The 18646-nt window shown below is 54.9% G+C and carries 13 protein-coding genes and 2 pseudogenes; 9 read left to right on the top strand and 6 right to left on the bottom strand.

The genetic code is table 11. From position 1 onward, the window contains the following. Positions 1 to 326 precede the first annotated feature (326 nt). Genes glcF through MJ768_RS10445 form a run of 5 tightly spaced genes read right to left on the bottom strand, consistent with a single transcriptional unit; the run spans position 327 to position 7687 of the window. A complete protein-coding gene (gene glcF, locus MJ768_RS10465; RefSeq protein ID WP_239291598.1) occupies positions 327 to 1577 on the bottom strand; it encodes a glycolate oxidase subunit GlcF in 1251 nt (416 codons plus the stop codon). 34 nt (positions 1578 to 1611) lie between these two features. Beyond that, positions 1612 to 2661 carry a glycolate oxidase subunit GlcE gene (gene glcE, locus MJ768_RS10460; RefSeq protein ID WP_239291596.1) on the bottom strand — a complete coding sequence of 350 codons (1050 nt, stop codon included), beginning with the start codon at positions 2659 to 2661 and terminating at the stop codon, positions 1612 to 1614. Positions 2662 to 2668: 7 nt separating this feature from the next. Then, positions 2669 to 4120, bottom strand: a complete 1452-nt coding sequence (locus tag MJ768_RS10455) for an FAD-linked oxidase C-terminal domain-containing protein (protein WP_239291594.1) — start codon at positions 4118 to 4120, stop codon at positions 2669 to 2671. 30 nt (positions 4121 to 4150) lie between these two features. Then, positions 4151 to 5470, bottom strand: coding sequence for a four-carbon acid sugar kinase family protein (locus tag MJ768_RS10450; RefSeq protein WP_239291577.1), 1320 nt, complete (start codon positions 5468 to 5470; stop codon positions 4151 to 4153). 6 nt (positions 5471 to 5476) lie between these two features. Then, a complete protein-coding gene (locus MJ768_RS10445) occupies positions 5477 to 7687 on the bottom strand; it encodes a phosphoketolase (RefSeq protein WP_239291575.1) in 2211 nt (736 codons plus the stop codon). 84 nt (positions 7688 to 7771) lie between these two features. Between MJ768_RS10445 and MJ768_RS10440 the strand changes: the two genes are divergently transcribed. From MJ768_RS10440 to MJ768_RS15455, 4 genes and pseudogenes are all read left to right on the top strand, one after another. Beyond that, a complete protein-coding gene (locus MJ768_RS10440) occupies positions 7772 to 8539 on the top strand; it encodes an IclR family transcriptional regulator (RefSeq protein ID WP_239291573.1) in 768 nt (255 codons plus the stop codon). 24 nt (positions 8540 to 8563) lie between these two features. Then, positions 8564 to 8722 (top strand): hypothetical protein, encoded by a 159-nt coding sequence (locus MJ768_RS10435; RefSeq protein ID WP_239291571.1) that lies wholly within the window; start codon positions 8564 to 8566, stop codon positions 8720 to 8722. A gap of 98 nt (positions 8723 to 8820) precedes the next feature. Then, positions 8821 to 9027, top strand: a pseudogene (locus MJ768_RS15460) (ribulose-phosphate 3-epimerase); the annotation flags it as partial. A 47-nt stretch (positions 9028 to 9074) separates the two neighbouring features. Then, entirely contained in the window at positions 9075 to 9371 is a 297-nt protein-coding gene (locus tag MJ768_RS15455; protein WP_445082988.1) for a hypothetical protein, read from the top strand. A 130-nt stretch (positions 9372 to 9501) separates the two neighbouring features. Here the strand turns inward: MJ768_RS15455 and MJ768_RS10425 are convergent. Further along, a pseudogene (locus MJ768_RS10425) lies at positions 9502 to 10063 on the bottom strand (transposase); the annotation flags it as partial. Between the two features lie 144 nt (positions 10064 to 10207). Here MJ768_RS10425 and MJ768_RS10420 point away from each other — a divergent pair. The 5 genes from MJ768_RS10420 to mgtA all read left to right on the top strand — a co-directional run bounded on the left by MJ768_RS10420 (position 10208) and on the right by mgtA (position 18528). Continuing rightward, positions 10208 to 11134 (top strand): bifunctional riboflavin kinase/FAD synthetase, encoded by a 927-nt coding sequence (locus MJ768_RS10420; RefSeq protein ID WP_239291569.1) that lies wholly within the window; start codon positions 10208 to 10210, stop codon positions 11132 to 11134. Then, entirely contained in the window at positions 11127 to 13937 is a 2811-nt protein-coding gene (gene ileS, locus MJ768_RS10415) for an isoleucine--tRNA ligase (RefSeq protein ID WP_239291568.1), read from the top strand. Before MJ768_RS10420 ends, ileS begins: the two co-directional genes overlap by 8 nt. Before the next feature lie 39 nt (positions 13938 to 13976). Continuing rightward, positions 13977 to 14462: a signal peptidase II gene (lspA, locus tag MJ768_RS10410; protein WP_239291557.1), complete on the top strand. Its 486-nt coding sequence runs from the start codon at positions 13977 to 13979 to the stop codon at positions 14460 to 14462. Positions 14463 to 14626: 164 nt separating this feature from the next. Then, positions 14627 to 15547 carry a 4-hydroxy-3-methylbut-2-enyl diphosphate reductase gene (ispH, locus tag MJ768_RS10405; RefSeq protein ID WP_239291548.1) on the top strand — a complete coding sequence of 307 codons (921 nt, stop codon included), beginning with the start codon at positions 14627 to 14629 and terminating at the stop codon, positions 15545 to 15547. 353 nt (positions 15548 to 15900) lie between these two features. Beyond that, complete coding sequence (gene mgtA / locus MJ768_RS10400; RefSeq protein WP_239291538.1) at positions 15901 to 18528, top strand: magnesium-translocating P-type ATPase; 2628 nt, start codon at positions 15901 to 15903, stop codon at positions 18526 to 18528. The last annotated feature ends 118 nt before the right edge of the window (positions 18529 to 18646 follow it).

Genomic DNA, 18646 nt, shown 5'->3' with positions numbered 1-18646 from the left:
TATTGATGCTAGCTATAAGTATTGATTATAATTAAACGATGTTACATTTAACCATCCGCCAGCTTTCATGTAAATCTATAAATCGATCTATCATAGAGAATGAACATTTTGAAACAGCTCTAATTTTCGCTTGCATAAGCGAATCTATAACCTGGGGGCTACTGAAAAAATATGAATATTTGCCGTACCATTTAGCTCCATCTCTTTAGCGGCATGAAGAGATGCGTGGTCGATGGCTGCCTTCGATGAACCATATTAAAGACCAACCATCGGTTACTTTTGATGCAGCGCCTCAAGATACATTGATAACGATTCTCCCGTGCAAATCAGGGCGCGGTAAGCGATTTTGTCCTGCGTGTGCATGCTTCATCGATCAGCTCTATCCAGTGCCGCACCGGCACGCCGGTGCCGCTTTGCAGATGGGTCAGGCAGCCGATATTGGCGGTGGCGATGGTTTGTGGAGCGCCGTTGTTCAGCGCGTCGAGTTTGTTGCTGCGTAATTGCCGTGCCAGTTCGGGTTGTAGGATCGAGTAGGTGCCGGACGAGCCGCAGCAAAGGTGGGAATCCGCGACCGTGGTTAACTGGAAACCCGCCATGCTCAACATGCGTTCGATTACGCCGACGATCATCTGGCCATGTTGCAAAGTACACGGTGCATGGAATGCTATTTTTTCGCGTTGGGCGGGCGAGATCAGCGCGGCCAGGTGCGCCTGTTCGCCCGCGATGATCTCGCTCAGGTCGCGCGTCAGCCCGGAAATACGCGCGGCTTTGGCTGCGTACTCGGGATCATGTCGCAGCACATGTCCGTAGTCCTTGACCATCACGCCGCAGCCGCTGGCGGTGATGACGATGGCCTCGCAGTCATGTTGCAATAGCGGCCACCACGCATCAATGTTGCGTTTGATGGCAATCATGGCGGCGTCTTGTGCATTGAGGTGCTGGTCAAGGGCACCGCAGCAACCGGCGTTGCCGGGGCGTATCAACTGTATGCCGAGGCGGTCGAGAACGCGCGCCGTTGCCGCATTGATGTTGGGAGACAGTGCAGGCTGGACGCAGCCATCCAGGATCAACATGCGGCGAGCGTGTGCCGTGTTCGGCCATGCGCTGGCGCTTTGTCTGGCGGGGATTAGTTGGCGCAATGACGTCGGCACGACTGGCCTGATCAATTGCCCGAATTTGAGCAGCGCGCCGAACAGCAGCCGATTGGATAATAGCTTGCGCAGTCCCCAACGTTGCATGTTTTTCCATAGTCCGCGCGGGATGCTCTGTTCGGCGATGTTGCGTCCGATGTCGAGCAAATGTCCGTATTGCACACCGGATGGACAGGTGGTCTCGCAGGCGCGGCAGGTCAAACAGCGATCCAGGTGTAGTTGCGTCTTCGCGGTGACCGGCGCGCCCTCCAGCATCTGTTTAATCAGATAGATCCGCCCACGAGGGCTGTCCAGCTCATCGCCGAGCAACTGGTAGGTCGGGCAGGTTGCCAGACAAAAACCGCAATGCACACAGCTGCGTAATATCTGGTCTGCCGCCTGACCGTCGGGTGTGAGTTTGATAAAATCAGCGAGGTTGGTTTGCATGAGCGAGGAGTGTGAATGCCGGAATGGTTACGTTTCAGAATTCCCGGAACAGGCGGCGCGGATTGAAAATACCATGCGGGTCGAAGTTATTTTTTATGCGCCGCTGAATAGCAAGCAGCGCGGGCGGCAAGGGATGGTAAACCCCGCTGTGTTTGTCGCCGCCGCGAAACAGGGTGGCTTGACCGCCTGCGGCAGCAGCAGCGTCTCGAATCGTGCCAGGCACTGCGTCGCTAAGTAGCCAGCGCAAAGCACCACCCCATTCGATCAATTGTGTGCCTTGCAGCATGAGTGTAGCAGCGGTACTGGGCACGGACAGCCGCCACAGCGGCAGCGGCGATAAAAAGAATGCCGCACGCTGTTCGCGGATGTCGCGCCAGAATGTCGTGTCATCCGCAACAAGCTCCCCGCCGAGTTTTTCGCGTGCCGCTTGAATGGCGCGCTGTGTTCCTTCCAGGCGGATAGTCAATTGACCATCCTGCCAGCAGGTGGCGCTCAGCGGCAGTGCTTGTCCGGCCCAGGCATTCATGCGCCGGATGGCAGCCTGTATATCGTAAGCGAAGCGCAAGCTGAGCGCGGCGGCGGGCAGAGGCAACACTTTCAGCGAGACGTCGAGCAATACGCCCAATGTGCCCAGCGATCCGCTCATCAGGCGAGATACGTCATAGCCCGCGACATTCTTCATCACCTGGCCGCCGAATTTCAATTGCTGGCCGCGGCCATCGAGCATGCCTACACCCAATACGAAATCGCGCACCGCGCCGCTGTAGGGGCGGCGTGGGCCGGACAGTCCGCTGGCGACACAGCCGCCCAGCGTGGCATGGGATCCAAAATACGGCGGCTCGAATGCCAGCATCTGGTTGTGCTCGCGCAGCAACTGTTCGATCTCGCTCAGCGGTGTGCCGGCGCGTGCGGTCAGCACCAGTTCGGAGGGCGCGTAATCAACGATGCCGTGATGAGCAGCTACATCCAGCGTTGCGCCCTGCAACTCGCCGCCATAGAAAGCCTTGCTGCCAGAGCCACGAATTGCCAGCGTTTGGCTATGAGCTGCGGCATGCTGAATTTTTTCTATCAGTTCGGTGATCATGTCGCGCTCAGAATCTGGGCAGGTCAGGATGTTTCAACTGCCCGCCATGCACGTGCATCGCGCCCAGCTCGGCGCAGCGATGCAAGGCCGGCACCGCTTTGCCCGGATTGAGCAGGCGCGCTTCGTCCCAGGCTTGCTTGATGCCATGGAACAAAGCCAATTCTGGCGCGCTGAATTGGCCGCACATCTGGTCGATCTTTTCGATGCCGACGCCATGTTCGCCGGTGATCGTTCCACCAGCGGCCACGCACAGCTCCAGGATTTTTCCTCCGAATTCTTCGGTGCGCTCCAGCTCGCCGGGAATGTTGGCATCGTACAGAATCAGCGGGTGCAGGTTACCGTCACCGGCGTGGAACACATTGGCGACACGCAATCCATATTCGACAGAAAGTTCGCTGATGCGTTGTAGCACCTGCGGCAACTGGCGGCGCGGAATGGTGCCGTCCATGCAGTAATAATCCGGCGACAAACGACCGACCGCAGGGAAAGCGGCTTTGCGACCCGCCCAAAATTTCAAGCGTTCGGCCTCATCCACGGCGGTGCGCAAACTGGTCGCGCCGCTGCTTTTCAGGATGTCGTGCAACTTCAACATCTGCTCCGAAACCTCTTCGTTCAGGCCATCCAGTTCGCATAACAGGATCGCGGCTGCGTCGCGCGGATAACCGGCATGCACAAAGTCCTCGGCGGCCTGGATCGCCAAGGTGTCCATCATTTCCAAGCCGGCCGGGATGATCCCTGCAGAGATGATATCGCCCACGGCCTGCCCGGCTTTTTGCACGTCATCGAATGCGGCCAGGATCACTTGCGCGCGTTCGGGCTTGGCCAACAATTTCACCGTCACTTCGGTGATGACCGCTAACATGCCTTCCGAGCCGGTGAGTAAGGCCAGCAAGTCATAGCCCGCGCTGTCGAGCGCCTCGTTGCCGATCTCCAATATTTCACCATCGATTGTGATGACACGCAGACGCAGCAGGTTATGCACGGTGAGGCCGTATTTCAGGCAATGCACGCCGCCGGAATTCTCCGCGACATTTCCGCCGATGGTACAGGCGATCTGGCTGGAGGGATCGGGGGCGTAATAGAGACCATATCGCGCCGCCGCCTCGGAAATAGCCAGATTGCGCACGCCGGGCTGTAGCCTTGCAGTGCGCGCCTCGGCATCGATCGCGATTATCTGTTTGAAGCGCGCCAGCGACAGAATGACACCATTGACTAGCGGCAGCGCGCCTCCCGACAGGCCAGTTCCCGCGCCGCGCGCCACTACCGGAACCACGTGCCGGTGGCAGATTTTTAGCACTTGCTGCACTTGTGTTTCGGTCTCCGGTAAACACACCGCCAATGGCAACTGGCGATAGACGGACAGGCCATCGCATTCGTAGGGATGCAAATCCTCAGGCTCGACCAACAGGGCGTGTTTGGGCAGGACATTGCGCAGCAGATCAAAGAAGTCGGCGTTCATGGTTATGTGGGTGTCAGCGTGAGGTCATCATCATATCCCAGCCAGGCGGCGATAGGCCGTGGCCAGTGCATCATCGTCACCGACATTGCCGGGAAAGATTACCACCGGCATCTCGGCATAGCGCGGGTGATCGGACGGACAACGCACCACTGAGCAGCCCGGCAGAATCTGCCCGAGTACCCGCGAAGCCTTGAGCGCAAGCCCATCGGACAGCACGTCGTTCGAAGTGATGCCGCCTTTGCTGATGAGAAAGCCCAGTGTGGTCGGCAGGCCGCGTACCACGTCCATCAGGAATGCGGAAACTTGTTCGCCGAATGCCAGACGCGCGGCTTGGTCGGCAAAGCCGCGTTCTGCGCGGCTGGTATAGATCACCGGTGTTGTACCGGCAGCGTGGGCAAGCGCGGCTTGATGCAATACTTCCTGCAATAGGGCGGAACGCTCCGTGGCAATGCGGTCCACGTCCGCTTCGATGGCAATGATGCCCGGTTCTTTCAACAGCTTATTCAGTTGCGCCGTGGTCTTCTTGACATGCGAGCCGACGATCACTGCGCCGGGTTTGCCATTGCGCACGTACTGGCGCATGGCGCTGGCAGCCACAGGCTGAGGCGGTAGTTGCGCCAGTGCGGTGAGCAGGCTGGCGGCAGAGCGGAACAGGAAGCGCTTGCCGCTGGCGGCGGCATTTTTCAATTGAGCGGCAAAGTAATTTAGGTCGGCCTGGGTTTCTGCATCCACTACACAACACACGTTGTCGTGCAGTCCCATTAGGCGCGCCGAGACGTCACCGCGAATTTGGGCGAGCAGAAAACGCTCGACCTGATTCGCCTTGATGCGTCCGGCGGTTTTTTCCTCGACATAATCGGGCAGGTAGCTGGTGGAATAGCCGAACACCGAGTCGCGCGCGAATTCGGTCTGGTGAACCGGTGTGGCCACGCCATCGGCCATCAGGTAGTGGATGCTGTCGCGGGTGAAACGCCCGCCTTCAAAGAAGGCCGGAATCAGGAAATGCGCATCGAAACCTCCCAACTCTTCGGTCATTACATCGGTTTCCACCGGGTAATGACCGCGCAGCGTGGAGTCGGAGCGGCTGACGAAAATCGGATTGAAATGCAACCCTTGCGCGGCCAGGCTGGTCAAGGCCAGCTTGAGGTTGCGGCACACTTCGCGCGTCACCGTAGCGGCACGCATCGTATTGATGCCACGGGTGTTGGTGAGCACAAAGAAGAGCGGCGAGTCATCCAGTAACGCGGCACGCAACGTGTCCTGATCCCAACGAGTCAGCAGCAGGCAGGAATGTACCGTCTGCGAGCCGGTCGGGTCATCGTCGAGCACGATAATCTTGGTTTTGATCATGGTGATTCAGCCCAACATCGCCGTCGCCCTTGCCAGCATCGCGTCTGCGGTCAGGCCGTTGAAGGCCATGATCTCGCCGGCGCTGGCGGTGGTTTCGCCGCGCTTCCAGGCCATCACTTCGCGGCGTGTGGCACGGGTGCGCAGCAGCACCGGTTCGAGCGGGCCGGATGGTCCACCGGACACGGCGATCAGCGCATCAGCGTCGAACAGCGCGTTGAAATGGTCGTTGTCCATGAAGGCGTTATCCGGTTCTGATACGGTGTCCCAGGACACATCCGTCGGACGATACAGGCGGCGCGGATTGGCCATATTGACGATGCGCACGCGATGTCCGACCGCTTCCAGTTTGTCCTTGGCCTCGAATACCGGCAGCAACACCATGTCGCCGGTCACTGCAAACACCACGGTTTTTTTCCCGGCAGCGCTTTCATACAATTTCACCGCTCCATCCGCGATGCCCCGGCGCGCCTGTTCCAGCGTGGTGTACACCGGCAAAGGGCTCTTGGAGGCGATCACGATGATGCCCTTGTTATAGGTGTCCAGCGCCCATTCGTAAGCAGCCTGGATTTGGTTGGCATCACAGGGAAACAAGGGATAGACGTTGCCATTGCGCATCTGCGCCGCGAAGTAGTTCTCGATCTCCGGGCGTTGATGGGTCCAGCCGTTGCGCCCCTGTTCCAATGCGCCTGCGGTGAACATGCAGATCAGCGAGGGCGTCTTGCGGCGCAGTTCTGCCATCGCCTGAGTGACGGTCTGCATGATAGGCCAGCCGTTGATGGCGAAACTTTCATAAGACAGCCAGATCGAACGGGAGCCGAACAAAGCTAGCCCGGCCGCCAGGCCTGCGCAGGCATCCTCGTTGAGCGGCTCGTAAACTTGCCCGGATGGCCCCTGGTGGTACAGGTCATCTTTTACCGGATGGCGTATTTTCAACGCGACGTTAATGTTGGACATCGCCGAGGCTTCGTTGCCGTCGGCGTTGGTCACCACGAAATTTTTGTCATGTAGGCCCACGAATGCCACCAGTGCGCCGAACGCAGTGGCCGGTACCTGTTTGTCGCCCGGTGCAAACTCCTTGATCGGCAAGGCCGGCAAGCAAGAGATAGGCAACACGTGTTCGGTGACTGCGGTCTTCGCAGCTGGACCTCCGCCGGCGCGAGAGAAGTTGTCGCGCACGATCTGCCAGGCTTGCGAGTTGAGCGCACGGCGTTGCAGGGCGGTGACGATGTGTTCTGCGTCCAGCGTGTCGGCGGGGTACAAGTTGTGCGACTTGGCGCCTAGCCTGTGTACACCGCTGCCTTTTAATTGTTTCAGGATCAGCGCAGTGCGGGTTCCGCCCAGTGCGCTTTTTGCTGCTGCATCGGTTGATTGCAACACATTTGCGGCAAACGCCAGGCGCTGCTTGTGCGAAAACAGGCTGCTGTCCACGTAGGCACCGGATTGATTCTGGTCGTCGAAATCCTTCGCGTTCACCAGCAATACGTTCTCGAAACCGTGCCCGCGCCAGTAGGCAATCATTTCTTCGTTACTCCAGGTGGTGCACATGGAATGGTGCTCCTGACTGTAACCGTTCCATATCAACGCAGGCAGGAAATTGGTCACCGTAGGGTAGGCAGTATTGAAATGCATCATGCTGTTCAATACATAAGGTTCGCCCATGCCGCCATCGCCTATGGTTACCGGGAACAATGTGCCGGGATGCAAGAAGGCACCGGCCATGGCGAAGTGCTGGCCTTGGCCCAGAGGGCCGGCAGGTGCCAACAGGCCGGGAATCGCGCCGGACAAGTGGCCGAGCAGGCCGTGCTTTTCGCGGAAACGCTCGCGCATGTGCTGCACCGTGGTGATGCCCATCTCCTCTAATGAGCTATCCAGGAACATCGCAGAATAGAATCCCGGTGCGTGGTGGCCTACTTCGGTGACGATGTTGGTGTGGCCGAGCATCACCAGTGACGCGTAAACCTCGGCACTGGAGGCGAAGCCGCCGGGGTGACCGGAAGACTTCGCAGCGCAGATTTGCAAGGTCAGATAACGCAAGGCATCGGCGGCCAGCAGCGTCTGATAAGCCGCCGATGGATCAGCGGCATCGCTTACTGCTTTTGCATGCGCTGCGATGGCCGGTTGGGAGGCGTGTTCGTTAAAGCCCGGCCATGCAGGGTTGAAGTATTGGATACCCTGGCAAAAAGCCGGGATGGTCTCGGAATGGGCAGATGGGTACATGACAGGCTTCCAAAGTTAAGTTGATGCTATCTTACGGCAATAAATATCTTTTCACAATGCAGTTTTTGTTTCATAATGTGAAATATGAAAAAAACTAAATCTCATCTTGTGTCCTCATCCATCCAAGTCATCGACCGAATGGTTGCTTTGCTCGACGCGCTTGCTGCAGAAGGCAGTACATCGCTGAAAGTCCTTGCGGCGGAGACCGCACTGCATCCGTCCACCGCATTCCGCATCCTGGATTCGATGATCCGGCATGGCATGGTTAGACGCGATGAGGCTGGGGCTTATTTGCTTGGGCCTCATCTGCTGCAACTGGCCGCGCAAGCGCGTGTTGGTCTGGACCTGCGTGCCGTTGCGCGGTCTGAAATGGAGTGGTTGCGCGATCAAATCGGTGAGACAGTGAATCTCACCGTGCGCCAGGGAGATGAAGTGGTTTACGTCGAACGCGTCAGTCCTCAACGTATGATCCGTGTAGAGCAGGTGGTCGGAAGCCGCGCTCCGCTGCATGTCACCGCAGTGGGCAAGCTGATGTTGGGTGAAGCGGGCGAGAGCGTGATCAGCGATTATGTGCGCCGCACGCGCTTACCTGCTTACACCGTGAATACACACAGCAATCGCCAGCAGCTACTGGCGGATATTCAAGCTAGTCTGGCTCGTGGCTACGCACTGGATGATGAGGAAGCCGAGCTCGGCGTGGGCTGTATCGGCGTATTGGTGCGCGACGCAAGCGGTGCTGCGGTTGCCGGTTTGTCGGTGTCCGCACCGGTGGAACGGCGCCAAATCGACTGGGTTGGTCTGGTACAGGAAACCGCGCGCCGTATCTCGGCGCGCATGGGCTATGTCGGGTAAGCTGCGCCAAACGGAGGTAGTTTTATGGCAATTTTTGCTGAACGAGGCGCATACCGCCTTGCCGTGGCCGCTGGCGAACGACGAACGGTATGTGGCTGGCGCGGAGAGCAGGGCTTGCGCGTGCTGTCAGTGGACAGTTCTGAGGCGGCGATGAATAAGGCTGGGACGGGGAAAGTAGGGTAACAGGATAAAGCCAGAGATCTGGCTGCTGTTGGATTTATTCATCTGGAAAGTTTTGGGTAAATGCGCGCTTCAAATTCAAATTTGTTAATGGCGTCGCCATGTACAAAATCGCACCTAGCATTCTCTCCCCTAATTTCGCCAAGCTTAGTGAAGAAGTCATCAATGTCATCGCCTCCGGCGCGGACATTATCCACTTCGACGTGATGGACAACCATTACGTATCCAACCTGACCATTGGTCCGCTGGTGTGTTCTGCCATTCGTCCGATTACCCAAGCAGAAATCGATGTGCACCTGATGGTAAAGCAGGAATTGCTGCTGCGGGTTGCGATACCTTCGTAGCTGGCTCCGATGTGTATGGTGCAGGCAAGGACACTGACCCGCATCGCTATGATTCCATCATCGCCGCTCTGCGCACCGAACCACACCCGCTGCCGCTACTGCATGCCGCGAAGTTTTTCGTCATTCTGGTGGAGCAAGTGCTGCTGATCGGCGATTCACCCAATAACTCGATTGCGGCGCGCGCCGCCGGCTGTCCAATAATCTGCGTGTCCTACGGTTACAATCACGGCGAGCCCGTGGATAGACTTAATCTGGATGCTGTGAATGACACGCTGCCAGATGTGATAAAGCTGATTAGAAAAGCATGACCTGATGACTCACGAGAATTTCAAAACCCGGAAAGAAATTACTGCAAGGCGGGGTGCCTGATTTTTGTCAAGGTTGGTCACTTTGACGACGAGTCCTCCGCGATATTGCAAATGAGATCTGCCCACCACACTTTGCCACCGACTTCTTTGTCATGGCGGAGATCTGTTTCATGGCGATAAAACCGGCACGCTGACCTCTATTTTCAACCACCACAGCACCGGGGATTTGCCTTTGGCGCTGCGCCCCCACTTTCCACTGCGTCGGCCACCTATCAGGACATCGACAATCTCGATCAGATCTTGCAGGCGATAGAAGCCATCGTGATACCCCATGGCAATGCGTATCTTGCGCAGCATCCGGCAGGTGGTGATCTTGGATACGTCGATTTGTTTGTAAAGCCGCGTGCGAAAATACCGTCCTTGTCTGATGCAGCCAGATAGACTGTCCAGAGCCACTTAGTCAAGGAGAGGTTGGTGGAGTGAAACAGCGTCCCAGCCATGAGCGAGGCTTAGTAATGACACTCGGGGCATGCATAACTGTGGCCCGTGGTGATGGCATAGCCATGATCATGTCCACATCACGGACAACGGAATCTTTCCGATTAGCGTCGTTGCGCCAGTGCGCGGGCGCAGGCTTCTTCCGCTCCTTACCGTTTCTGCCAATCCAGCAGGTTCGTTTCCGTCGTATTCATGAGTCAACTCCTTATATCTTTGATTACGAAGGATTGGTCAAGTAGAACTGAAAATGGTTCAGAAGCATATTTCCTAATGCCTCGCTCCCATTCTTTGCTCTCACGGTATAATCGCACTCCTTTTTTATCGGCGATCCAGCCTGAATGTTGATTTTTCGCGGACTTCACTCAACAGACAAAACGCCAGTTGCACTAACTATCGGCAATTTTGATGGAGTACATCTGGGTCATCAGGCGTTACTCAAACAATTAAGGATGGCAGCGCAGCTGCTCGGACTTCCGACAGCGGTACTGGTATTCGAGCCGCATCCGCGTGAATTTTTTACGCCGCAGGAGGCTCCTGTGCGGCTGACCAGCATGCGCGAGAAGCTTGAGTTTTTCGCGACACTCGATGTGGATCGCGTATATGTATGTCGCTTTAACAGCAGTTTTGCACAGATGAGCGCGGTGGATTTTATTCATGCTCTGCATGAGAAGTTGGCGGCGAAGTTTGTGCTGATTGGCGATGATTTTCGTTTCGGTAACCGACGCAGCGGCGATATTGCGTTGATGGAGAAGATAGGCAGTCAGCAAGGTTTTAAAGTGGAGGTCATGCATAGGGTATCGCATAATGGCGTACGCATATCCAGCACGGCGGTGCGCGCTGCGCTGGTTGAAGGTGATCTGCGCGCGGCACAGCGTTATTTGGGGCGGCCTTATGGTATCAGCGGCCGTGTGGTTCATGGCGACGGTTTAGGCAAGCAGTTGGGGTTCCCGACCGCAAATATCCAGTTGAAGCACAATCGGCCGCCGCTTACCGGTATTTTCGTAGTAAGGGTGCAGGGGGATGGTCTGCCACCAATGCAGGGCGTAGCGAGCCTGGGTGTTCGTCCCACAGTGAAACAAAACGGCAAGCCAGTACTGGAAGTGCATCTGTTCGATTTTTCGGGCGAAATTTATAACAAACATTTGCGCGTGGATTTTCTGCACAAGCTGCGCGATGAAGTGAAATACCTCGACCTGCAAAGTTTAACGCAGCAAATTGAGCTCGACGTGTGTAATGCAAAGCAATGGTTTATACAACATGATTGATTATAAAAAAACTCTTAATCTTCCCGATACGCCTTTCCCCATGCGCGGCGATTTGGCCAAGCGCGAACCGCAGATGCTCGCCCAATGGCAGGCTCAGCAACGCTATGAAAAAATACGCGCCACCAGCCTGGGACGTCCAAAGTTCATCCTGCATGACGGCCCGCCATATGCTAACGGTGATATCCACATTGGGCATGCGGTGAACAAGGTGCTCAAGGACATAATTGTCAAAAGCAAGACTTTGTCCGGCTTCGATTCGCCATATGTTCCCGGCTGGGATTGTCACGGTTTGCCGATTGAATTGCAGGTAGAAAAAAAACATGGCAAGGAGATGCCGCCCGCTCGCTTTCGCGAGTTGTGCCGCGAATACGCCACCGAGCAAATCGAGAGACAGAAAAAGGATTTTATTCGTCTGGGTGTGTTGGGTGATTGGGACAATCCCTATCTCACCATGAATCACCAAACCGAGGCAGATATCATTCGCGCTTTGGGAAAAATACTCAAGCGCGGTCATCTTTATCAGGGGCGCAAGCCTGTGAATTGGTGTCTGGATTGTCAGTCTGCGCTGGCCGAGGCAGAAGTCGAACATGAGGATAAAGCTTCATCCGCGATTTATGTGGGTTTTGAAGTCATAAGTAATGATTCATTGGCTAAGGCTTTTGGCGTGTCTTTGCCGGGTGATGAAAAAGCTTATGCGGTCATTTGGACTACTACGCCATGGACGTTGCCCGCTAATCAAGCAGTAAGCGTACATCCTGATTTTGACTATGTGCTGGTACGAACCTCACGCGGATTGCTGATACTGGCTGCTGATCTGAAACAAGCATGCCTGGATCGCTATGACATTGATGGGGAAACACTCGCCACTTGCAAGGGCGTTGCACTGGATGGCACGTCATTGCATCACCCATTCGATAAACGTAGGGTAAATATTATTTGTGGTGACCATGTAACACTGGAAGCAGGTACAGGCTTAGTACATACCGCACCGGCACATGGCCTGGACGACTATTTTGTTGGTCAGAAATACGGGCTGCCTAATGACAGCCCGGTGGGCGACGATGGCAAGTTCCTCGCCAGCACGCCGCTGGTTGGTGGTTTGTTCGTATGGAAAGCGAATGATGTGGTGGTTGCCACACTTCAGGACAGCGGGCATCTGCTGCACTTGGAAAAAATCCAGCATAGCTATCCGCACTGCTGGCGGCACAAGACTCCGATTATTTTTCGCTCCACACCGCAGTGGTTTATCGGCATGGAACAAGTTCATCCCACGCAGACCCTTCCGAAGACGGGAGAAGGAGCAAACTTGCGTGACCTTGCCAATAATGCGGTTGAAGCTACTCAGTTCTACCCAGCATGGGGCAAAGCGCGACTGAAAGCGATGATTGCAAACCGCCCGGACTGGTGCGTGTCTCGCCAGCGTAATTGGGGCGTGCCGATGCCGTTCTTTGTCCACAATGAAACCACGCAGTTGCACCCGCGCACGCTTGAGTTGACCGAGCAGGTCGCGCAGCGCGTTGAGCAGCAGGGTATAGAAGCGTGGTTTTCGTTGGATGTCAAAGAGTTGTTGGGCGAAGAAGCGGCACAATACCGTAAACTTTCCGACACGCTGGACGTGTGGTTCGATTCCGGCACTACCCATGAGTCAGTGTTGCACCGACGCAAGGATTTGTCATTTCCGGCGGATTTGTATTTGGAAGGATCGGACCAACATCGTGGCTGGTTTCAGTCTTCTCTGCTTACCTCCTGCGCCATGAATGACCGTGCACCATACAATGCATTGCTCACCCATGGTTTCGTGGTGGATGGCCATGGACATAAGATGAGCAAATCCAAGGGCAATGTCATCGCGCCGCAGAAAGTTTTTGATACGCTGGGTGCTGACATTTTGCGCCTGTGGGCTGCGTCCACTGACTACTCCGGCGAGATGACCATCTCTGATGAGATTTTGAAGCGTGTGGTGGAAAGCTACCGTCGCATCCGTAACACTTTACGTTTTTTGTTGGCGAACACTGCTGATTTTGATGTCCAACGAGATGCCTTGCCAGTGGAAGAATGGCTGGAGATTGATCGCTATGCACTGGCGCTGGTAAGCAGGTTGCAGATAGAGGTAACAGGCGATTATGCGCGCTACGAGTTCCATCTGGTCGCACAGAAATTGCAGACTTTTTGTTCCGAGCAACTGGGTGGATTCTATCTGGATATCCTTAAAGATCGTCTCTACACTACGGCGAAAAATTCGCACGCACGGCGTTCTGCACAGAATGCACTGCACCATATCAGCCATAGTTTGGTGAGGTTAATGGCGCCGATACTCAGCTTCACCGCAGAAGAAGCGTGGGAGGTATTGAGTGGCCAGCAGGACGTGAGCGTGTTTCAGCAGGTATGGCTTTCCCTGCCAGATTTGCCTATAACAGACAATCAAGTGTTGGTACAAAACTGGACGATAATTTGTAACTGGCGTGCCAGAATAAATAAGCACATCGAAGAGGTGCGCGCTGCCGGGTTGATTGGCCAGGCGCTGGCCGCTGAGGTGGAAATTTATGCAGCGGATGAAAGTTTCGATGTACTGGCCCGTCTTGGTGATGACCTACGATTTGTGCTGATAACTTCGCGTGCTACCATGCATCGCGTTACATCTGAAGCGGAAGAGCGCATTGAAGTGACGCCGAGCAAGAATATCAAGTGCGAACGTTGCTGGCATTATCGCGCCGATGTAGGCAGCGATCCTCAAAACGCTACTCTGTGTGGGCGCTGTGTCAGTAATTTATCTGGTGACGGTGAGGAGCGGAAGTATGCTTAAGCAAAAACTTTATCCCCCTCTATCTCTTATGGAAAAAGAATGACGAAGCCAGTTGGGGGCGGTGTGGGGTTGATATACTGGTTAATCTTGGCAACGGTAATAATCGTCCTCGATCAGATCACCAAGCTGTGGATAAGCCAGAGTTTTGTTTATGGCGAGAGCGTGGCGGTGACAGATTTTTTTAACTTGGTACTCGTGCATAACACTGGTGCTGCGTTCAACTTCCTCAGCAACGCTGGTGGATGGCAACGTTGGTTATTCAGCGCCATCGCCGCGACTGCTTCGGTGTGGATAATTTGGCTACTGCGCAAACATAAGCATGAGAAGCTGTTTTGTTTTGCTCTGACATTGATACTAGGTGGTGCACTGGGTAATTTGATAGACCGTGCTGCTTACGGCTATGTGGTGGACTTCCTGGATTTTTACTGGAACACTTATCACTTTCCAGCATTTAACATTGCCGATTCAGCAGTTACCTGTGGCGCGGGTTTGTTGCTGTGGGAAAGTTTTACAAAAAAAACATAGGATGTTTTTCTGCCTTCGCGAGAATAGCAAATTACGGTGCTTCTAAAAATTCAGAGTTCTCCAAATGCAAAACGCAGAAAATATTCAAAGCGCTGTATATGCCTCTGATATGCAAGCAATAAGTCCTAATTTTTGAGGTATTCATTATTTATTGAAGAGATGGAATGGAACTATTACTCGCTAATCCCCGCGGTTTCTGTGCTGGCGTTGATCGCGCCATCGAAATGGTCGAGCGTGCGTTGACCCTGCATGGTGCCCCAATCTATGTGCGCCACGAAGTGGTACACAACGAGTTTGTGGTTGCTAACTTGCGAAAAAAAGGCGCAGTGTTCATTGATGATTTAGCCGATGTGCCAGCGGGCAGTATCCTCATTTTCAGCGCACATGGCGTATCGCAAGCGGTACGAAGCGAAGCGGCGGCACGCGGGTTTACGGTATTCGACGCAACTTGCCCGCTGGTAACTAAAGTGCATAGCGAAGTTGCGCGCCTGCGCGAGCGGGGCAAGGAAATTATAATGATAGGGCATGCCGGTCATCCAGAAGTGGAAGGCACGATGGGGCAGGGCGACGGCAGCATGTATCTGGTGGAGTCACCAGCAGACGCGCAGCTTTTGGAGGTGAAAGACCCAAATAATATCGCCTTTGTCACCCAGACTACTCTATCCATGGATGATACTGCTGCCATTATCGCGGTGCTCAAGACACGTTTTCCGGGCATCACCGGCCCCAGTAAGAATGACATTTGCTATGCAACGCAGAACCGTCAGGATGCGGTCAAACATCTAGCTAGCCAATGCGACGTGGTAATCGTGGTGGGTTCGCCCAGCAGTTCTAATTCCAACCGCTTGCGCGAAGTGGCACACAACATGAACGTTCCATCCTACCTAGTCGACAATGCCGGCGAATTGCAAGCGGAATGGCTGTCCGGAAAATTTCATATCGGCATCTCGGCTGGCGCTTCCGCCCCGGAAGTGCTGGTGCAGGACGTAATTGCACGGTTACAAGAGCTGGGTGCAGAGAGTGTGCGTGAATTGGATGGCATTAACGAAAATGTAGTATTCCCAATCCCCAAAGCGCTTATCTGAACAAAATCTGGGACCGCGCGATATCTTTAAGCTACGCACCAGATGTGGCTTCAAACCGCGAGCACGCTAATGCCAGCGCAATGCTGGTAGCGTCCACTCTCAGAACTTTTTCCATCGTGCGAGTGCCCCCAAATTGCAGCAGGCGAAGAGCCGCTCTTGACCACCCGCAGGATTGCCATGCAGACCTGCGTTCCAGCATTATATTAGTGGCCAAAATTAGGAGTGAGCCTTTGAGCCAGTACAAGCTGAAGGTCTTGTCCAGATCGTGGAAGGCCTGGGTATTCGGGGCATTCGTCACACGAATTATTAATTCATGTCCGCAAAACCAGTTTCGTCCGGGTTGAAGAACAACCATGAAATCATCTCCGCAGCCAGCTGATACAAGCACAGCCAACCCCACTAACGAGAAGGATGCGCATATTTCCGGTCAATTGCTGGAAATGGGGCACGCCGATGCAGCTGTAGCATTGCAGCAGCTTGCATCGCGCTTCGATGGCCTGACGCAGGCTGAAGCCGGTGCTCGCTTGAAGCAATATGGGCTGAACGTGATTGCCCGAGAGCAGCGGCTATCTGCCTTGATGCGCCTGTTGAGCAACGTCAAGAATCCATTGGTCCTGCTGCTCATAGCGCTGGGCGTTCTTTCTTTTATGACCGGCGACTTGCGCGCGACGGTCGTAATTTTCGTTATGGTAATTCTGGGCACTGTGTTGCGTTTCGTGCAGGAGATGCGCGCTGATAACGCGGCTGCGAAACTTGAAGCGATGGTCAGCAACACGGCTACGTTGGTGCGAGACGGCAAGGAAAAGGAAGTCCCGCTCAAGATGTTAGTGCCCGGCGATATCATCCGGCTGGCAGCAGGTGATATGACGCCGGCCGACGTCAGGGTGCTGTCCGCTAAAGACTTGTTTCTCAATCAGGCGGCGCTTACCGGCGAATCCCTGCCGGTGGAAAAAAAGGCCGACGTTGCGCCTGCCGATGTTCACAACCCGCTGGAACTCGCGAATATCTGCTTTCTGGGCACCAACGTGGAAAGCGGGGCCGCAACGGCGGTGGTCATCTGTACCGGCAAGCAAACTTACTTGGGATCGCTTGCTGCCAGTATAGTCGGACAGCGTCAGTTGACCAGTTTCGATAAGGGCATCAACAAGTTTACCTGGCTGATGATCCTGTTCATCGCCGTGATGGTGCCGACCGTGTTTCTGCTCAACGGGCTGAGCAAACACAACTGGACGGAAGCATTTCTGTTTGCTATGGCCGTGGCAGTCGGGCTGACACCCGAAATGCTGCCGATGATAGTCACGGTTAACCTGTCCAAGGGGGCATTGGCGATGGCGCGCAAAAAAGTGATTGTAAAGCGCCTGAATGCTATTCAGAACTTCGGTGCGATGGATGTGCTGTGTACCGACAAGACCGGCACGATTACCCAGGGCAAGATCGTGCTGGAAAAGCACTTGGACGTGAACGGCGAAGACAGCGAGAAGGTGCTGCATTTTGGCTACCTGAACAGCTTTCATCACACCGGCTTGAAGAACCTGCTGGACGAGGCCATTCTCAAGCATGAGGAGCTGGAACAACACCTGCAAGTGCAGGAGAAGTACCGAAAGATAGATGAGATTCCTTTCGACTTTGTGCGGCGCCGAATGTCGGTAGTGGTGGAAGATGAAAGCGGACTGAACACGCTCATCTGTAAAGGCGCGGTCGAAGAAGTGCTGAGCCTGTGCACGAGGGTGGAACTGAATGGCGAGGTGATTGCTGTTCAGGCCGAGCATGACACCAGACGCCGACAGCTTGCGGACGAGCTCAATGGCCAGGGTTTCCGCGTGATTGCCTTGGCTTACAAGCAAATGCAGGGCGCGTCGGATGAGCCGGTGTACGCGGTCAAGGATGAGTCGGACTTGATCCTGCTGGGTTTTCTGGCCTTTCTCGATCCACCCAAGGACACCGCTGCCGAGGCCTTGAAGCGGCTGCACAGACTGAATGTGGACGTCAAAATCCTGACCGGTGATAACGAAATTGTCACCTCCTACATCTGCAAGGAAGTGGGCATGCCGGTCGAGAATTTGTTGCTCGGTTCTCAAATTGAGGCGATGAGCGATGATGAACTTGCTGTTGCCGTAGCTGCAAGCAGCGTGTTTGCGAGGCTTGCTCCGGCGCACAAGGAGCGCATCATCCGCGCGTTGCAGAGCAAGGATCACGTAGTCGGCTTCATGGGTGATGGCATCAATGACGCCCCGGCGCTCAAGGCTGCCGACGTAGGCATTTCAGTGGATAGCGCGGTCGACATCGCCAAGGAGTCCTCCGACATCATTCTGCTGGAAAACAACTTGCTGATACTGGAGCAGGGGGTGCTGGAGGGGCGGCGGGTGTTCGGTAATATCATCAAGTACATCAAGATGGCGGCCAGTTCCAGCTTCGGTAACATGTTAAGTGTGGTCGGGGCCAGCGTGTTTTTGCCCTTTCTGCCGATGTTGCCGATCCAGGTGTTGATCAACAACTTGCTGTACGACTTCTCGCAGACCACGATTCCCACCGACGAGGTTGATGCCGACTGGCTGACCAAGCCGCGCAAGTGGGCGATAGGTGAGATCGAGCGTTTTATCCTGTTTTTCGGCCCGATCAGTTCGATTTTCGACTACCTGACATTCTTCATCATGCTGTACCTTTTCAACAGCTGGCAAAACCCGGCACTGTTTCATACCGGTTGGTTCGTGGAATCGATCTTCACCCAGACGCTGATCATCCACATTATTCGTACAAACAGGATTCCGTTCATCGAAAGCCGGGCCAGCTGGCAACTGATTGCCACGTCGCTGATCATCGTTGCAGTGGGTGCTTTACTGACAGTTTCGCCACTGGCTGACACGCTCGGCTTTGTTGCGCTGCCACCGTTGTACTGGCTGCTGCTGGCGATCATGTTGCTGTGCTATATGATCTTGACCCAGTTGGTGAAGACTTGGTTTATCCGCAAGTTTGGCGAATGATCGCGGTGATAGAGAGAATGTATATTTTGTTGCTATCCGCACCGGTTCAGACTGGCTCTATTTGGCGATAGTGCTGGACTTATTCTCGCGCAAGGTGATTGGATGGGCAACGGTGTCT

Source organism: Candidatus Nitrotoga sp. 1052 (assembly GCF_927312905.1).
Lineage (GTDB): Bacteria > Pseudomonadota > Gammaproteobacteria > Burkholderiales > Gallionellaceae > Nitrotoga.
This window is presented reverse-complemented; position numbering and strand designations above follow the sequence as displayed.

Excerpts from the sequence above, each read along its gene's own strand:
- MJ768_RS10440 (WP_239291573.1), top strand. The coding sequence starts at position 7,772 with ATGAAAAAAACTAAATCTCATCTTGTGTCCTCATCCATCCAAGTCATC.
- ileS (WP_239291568.1), top strand. The coding sequence starts at position 11,127 with ATGATTGATTATAAAAAAACTCTTAATCTTCCCGATACGCCTTTCCCC.
- MJ768_RS10445 (WP_239291575.1), bottom strand. The coding sequence starts at position 7,687 with ATGTACCCATCTGCCCATTCCGAGACCATCCCGGCTTTTTGCCAGGGT.
- glcF (WP_239291598.1), bottom strand. The coding sequence starts at position 1,577 with ATGCAAACCAACCTCGCTGATTTTATCAAACTCACACCCGACGGTCAG.
- MJ768_RS10450 (WP_239291577.1), bottom strand. The coding sequence starts at position 5,470 with ATGATCAAAACCAAGATTATCGTGCTCGACGATGACCCGACCGGCTCG.
- mgtA (WP_239291538.1), top strand. The coding sequence starts at position 15,901 with ATGAAATCATCTCCGCAGCCAGCTGATACAAGCACAGCCAACCCCACT.
- glcE (WP_239291596.1), bottom strand. The coding sequence starts at position 2,661 with ATGATCACCGAACTGATAGAAAAAATTCAGCATGCCGCAGCTCATAGC.
- ispH (WP_239291548.1), top strand. The coding sequence starts at position 14,627 with ATGGAACTATTACTCGCTAATCCCCGCGGTTTCTGTGCTGGCGTTGAT.
- lspA (WP_239291557.1), top strand. The coding sequence starts at position 13,977 with ATGACGAAGCCAGTTGGGGGCGGTGTGGGGTTGATATACTGGTTAATC.
- MJ768_RS10455 (WP_239291594.1), bottom strand. The coding sequence starts at position 4,120 with ATGAACGCCGACTTCTTTGATCTGCTGCGCAATGTCCTGCCCAAACAC.
- MJ768_RS10420 (WP_239291569.1), top strand. The coding sequence starts at position 10,208 with ATGTTGATTTTTCGCGGACTTCACTCAACAGACAAAACGCCAGTTGCA.
- MJ768_RS10435 (WP_239291571.1), top strand. The coding sequence starts at position 8,564 with ATGGCAATTTTTGCTGAACGAGGCGCATACCGCCTTGCCGTGGCCGCT.